This is a genomic window from Shewanella sp. 11B5 (assembly GCF_002836795.1).
In the GTDB taxonomy this organism is placed as follows: domain Bacteria; phylum Pseudomonadota; class Gammaproteobacteria; order Enterobacterales; family Shewanellaceae; genus Shewanella; species Shewanella frigidimarina.
Map to the genome: position 1 here is coordinate 1 of NZ_PJAP01000901.1, position 3,239 is coordinate 3,239.

At 43.4% G+C, this 3,239-nt stretch carries 2 protein-coding genes; both read right to left on the reverse strand.

The genetic code is table 11. The annotated features are described in order from the left end of the window. Window positions 1-356, reverse strand: a 356-nt coding sequence (locus CXF78_RS17915; RefSeq protein ID WP_257984941.1) for a sugar-binding protein, incomplete at its 3' end; no start/stop codon positions are given. 496 nt (window positions 357-852) lie between these two features. Beyond that, window positions 853-3,060 carry a malate synthase G gene (locus tag CXF78_RS17920; protein WP_102037526.1) on the reverse strand — a complete coding sequence of 736 codons (2,208 nt, stop codon included), beginning with the start codon at window positions 3,058-3,060 and terminating at the stop codon, window positions 853-855. Window positions 3,061-3,239: the final 179 nt, after the last annotated feature.

Sequence of the window (3,239 nt, forward strand, 5' to 3'; positions counted from 1 at the left end):
TTAAACTGATGATCGCCGCCTGAGGCATCGCTATCAATAAACACCTCTAAGGTGTCATCATCCCAATAATTCACCGTTGGGTCGGCATGGGTATCAAGCAACACATCGTCGGTAATTTCAGCTTGCAGATACAAATAGTGCTCATCCCACAACAACTTATATTTACCGCTAAAATCACTCGCAGAATCTGGCAACACCCCATCCATTAAATACGGCATAGTCTGCCATTTAGCTTGCTGCCATGCTGCGTCGGCAACCCCATCAATCTTGATAGGCGTTGCAGTATATTCAACATCCATAGCAAACAGTGTCTGGCTACTAAACAGTAACCCCAAAGCGAATAACGAATATTTCATAAAGCTCATTTCTAGTCGGTTTTATATAGACTCGCTTAATCTGACAGCGAAAACAATCATAAATGTGACCAGCGATTAAACGCTCTGCATCTGAAATAAATCGACCCAACAATCTGGTCAAAACACCGCAGGCTAGCGGGTACGTTAAAAGTTTATACCATTACGCGTTAATAAGTGATGGCTCAGCGAGAGTTTAAAAGGGCTTATATAAGGCGCATGACTGAATGAATAGTGGTTCTCTTTCGAAGTCATGCAACGCAGTGTAAGCCTTTTTAAAACTCGCCTGAAAGGAATGCTCCAGCAGCTTTTGCTCTGCGTTCTCGCGATTTGAAAGGGAACACCATTACTGCATAGCGACGCCTAAATCAAAAACTGCTGGACGCATTCTGAGTGGTCAATTAAAAAGTGGCCACAAAAAAAAGCCCTAATCTTTGCAAGATCAGGGCTTATTTATTGAGTGACTACATAAACTCAGAGCCGGTATTAACGCTAAAAGTTAACCTGCTTTAGCTTTAACTTGAATTCGATAAGCATGTAGCAAAGGCTCTGTGTAACCAGAAGGCTGAGATTTTCCTTTAAAAATCAAATCGCATGCCGCTTTAAAGGCGATGCCGTCAAAGTGAGGCGCCATATTAGTGTACAACGGATCACCTGCATTTTGAGTATCCACCACCGCGGCCATTTTTTTCAACGCCGCCATCAATTGCGCTTCACTGCATAGGTCATGTTCAAGCCAATTAGCTAAATATTGCGATGAAATTCGCAAGGTTGCTCTGTCTTCCATCAAGCCGACATTATTAATATCTGGCACTTTTGAACAACCTACACCTTGATCAATCCAGCGCACAACATAGCCCAAAATACCCTGGGCATTATTTTCTAGTTCAAAAGTAATTTGCTCATTGGTGAGTGTTACCCCTTCAGCAAGTAAAGGAATGGTCAACAAACTGTCAATGCTAGCACGTGGGCGTTGTTTAATTTTTTGCTGAACGTCTGCCACATTAATTTGATGATAATGAATAGAATGCAGCACGGCACCATTTGGCGAAGGCACCCACGCTGTATTTGCGCCCGCTTTAGGATGAGCCGATTTTTGTTCAAGCATCGCTGCCATTTCATCTGGCATTGGCCACATGCCTTTACCGATTTGAGCGCGACCTTGTAAGCCACATTCAAGCCCAATATCGACATTCCAATCTTCGTAAGCACTAATCCATTTTTGCTGTTTCATCACCGATTTAGGCACAAACGCGCCCGCTAGCATTGAGGTATGCAGCTCATCACCTGTGCGATCAAGAAAGCCAGTATTAATAAACACCACGCGATCTTTCGCAGCCCTAATGCACTCTTTTAAATTCAGTGTCGTTCTGCGCTCTTCATCCATAATGCCTACCTTAATAGTATTACGCGGAAGCTTGAGCGCATCTTCTATCTTAGTAAACAGGTCACAGGTAAATTGCACTTCTTCAGGGCCATGCATTTTAGGTTTTACAATATTCACCGAACCTTTGCGGCTATTACTACGACTATTATTGTTACCTTTAAGGTCGTGCATCGCAGCGAGCACAGTGATCATGCCATCAAGTATCCCTTCAGGTACTTCGTTGCCATTTTTATCCAGCACAGCATCAATGGTCATCAAGTGACCCACATTACGCACAAATAACAAACTTCTGCCGGGTAAAGTGACTGTTTTTACATCTGCATTCTGGTTGGTACTCTGGTTGACATTAGCTGCGGTATAGACGCGGTCGTCATTGAGTTCTCTTACAATCTCTTTACCATTTTTAGTCAGCGAAGCAGATAAATTACCTTGCATCAAACCTAACCAATTGCGATAAACTTCAACCTTGTCTTCAGCATCCACTGCAGCGACAGAGTCCTCACAGTCCATAATGGTGGTAACAGCGGCTTCAACCAGTAAGTCTTTAACGCCAGCGCGATCACTGCCACCAATAACACTGCTTGGATCTATTTGAATTTCGATATGCAGACCATTATTAACTAACAAAATAGCACTTGGTGCATCGGCACTACCTTGGTAACCCACACATTTATCGGTTTGGGCCAAGGTTGTGGTAGAGCCGTCAGTTAATTGCACCCGTAACACACCCGCGTCGAGGTAATAACGGGTCACATCGGCATGGCTGCCTTGTGCTAAGGGCGCAGCGGTATCTAAGTGTTGTTTGGCAAAAGCGATAACTTTATTGCCGCGTACCGGGTTGTATTGTTTAGTGAGCTCCGCGCCACCGTCTTCAGATATCGCGTCAGTGCCATATAGCGCATCATACAAGCTGCCCCAACGAGCATTGGCAGCGTTAAGCGCAAAGCGAGCATTTTTAACCGGCACTACAAGTTGTGGTCCCGCTTGCGCGGCAATTTCATGGTCGACATTTTCAGTGCTAATTTGAAAAGCCTCACCCTCAGGCACCAAGTAACCTATTTCAAATAGAAAAGCTTTATATTTTGCAGGGTCAAAATCTTTGGTGGGATGGTCAATATGCCATTGATCAATTTGCTGTTGTAGTTGTTGTCTTTTTTCTAACAGCTTCACATTAACGGGAGAAAATTCGCTAATAATGTCCTCAAATTTTGCCCAAAAGGTTGCTGAATCAATGCCAGTACCTGGGCAAATGTCACTGTCGACCAATTGCCACAATGCTTGCGCTATGTGTAATCCACCTACTTGAATACGTGCTGTCATTTTATATCCCTACCTTAATTTCTGTGCGTTGACTGTAAACTCAGTACTAAATCATATGCCTTAAATCATTGGCCCTAAATCATTAGCCATAAATCACTAGTCATAACTCATTAGCCATAAATAACTCGCGCAAACTCATTCCACTGTTAACAGCTTACTGTTCAAACGCAGTAATTCTT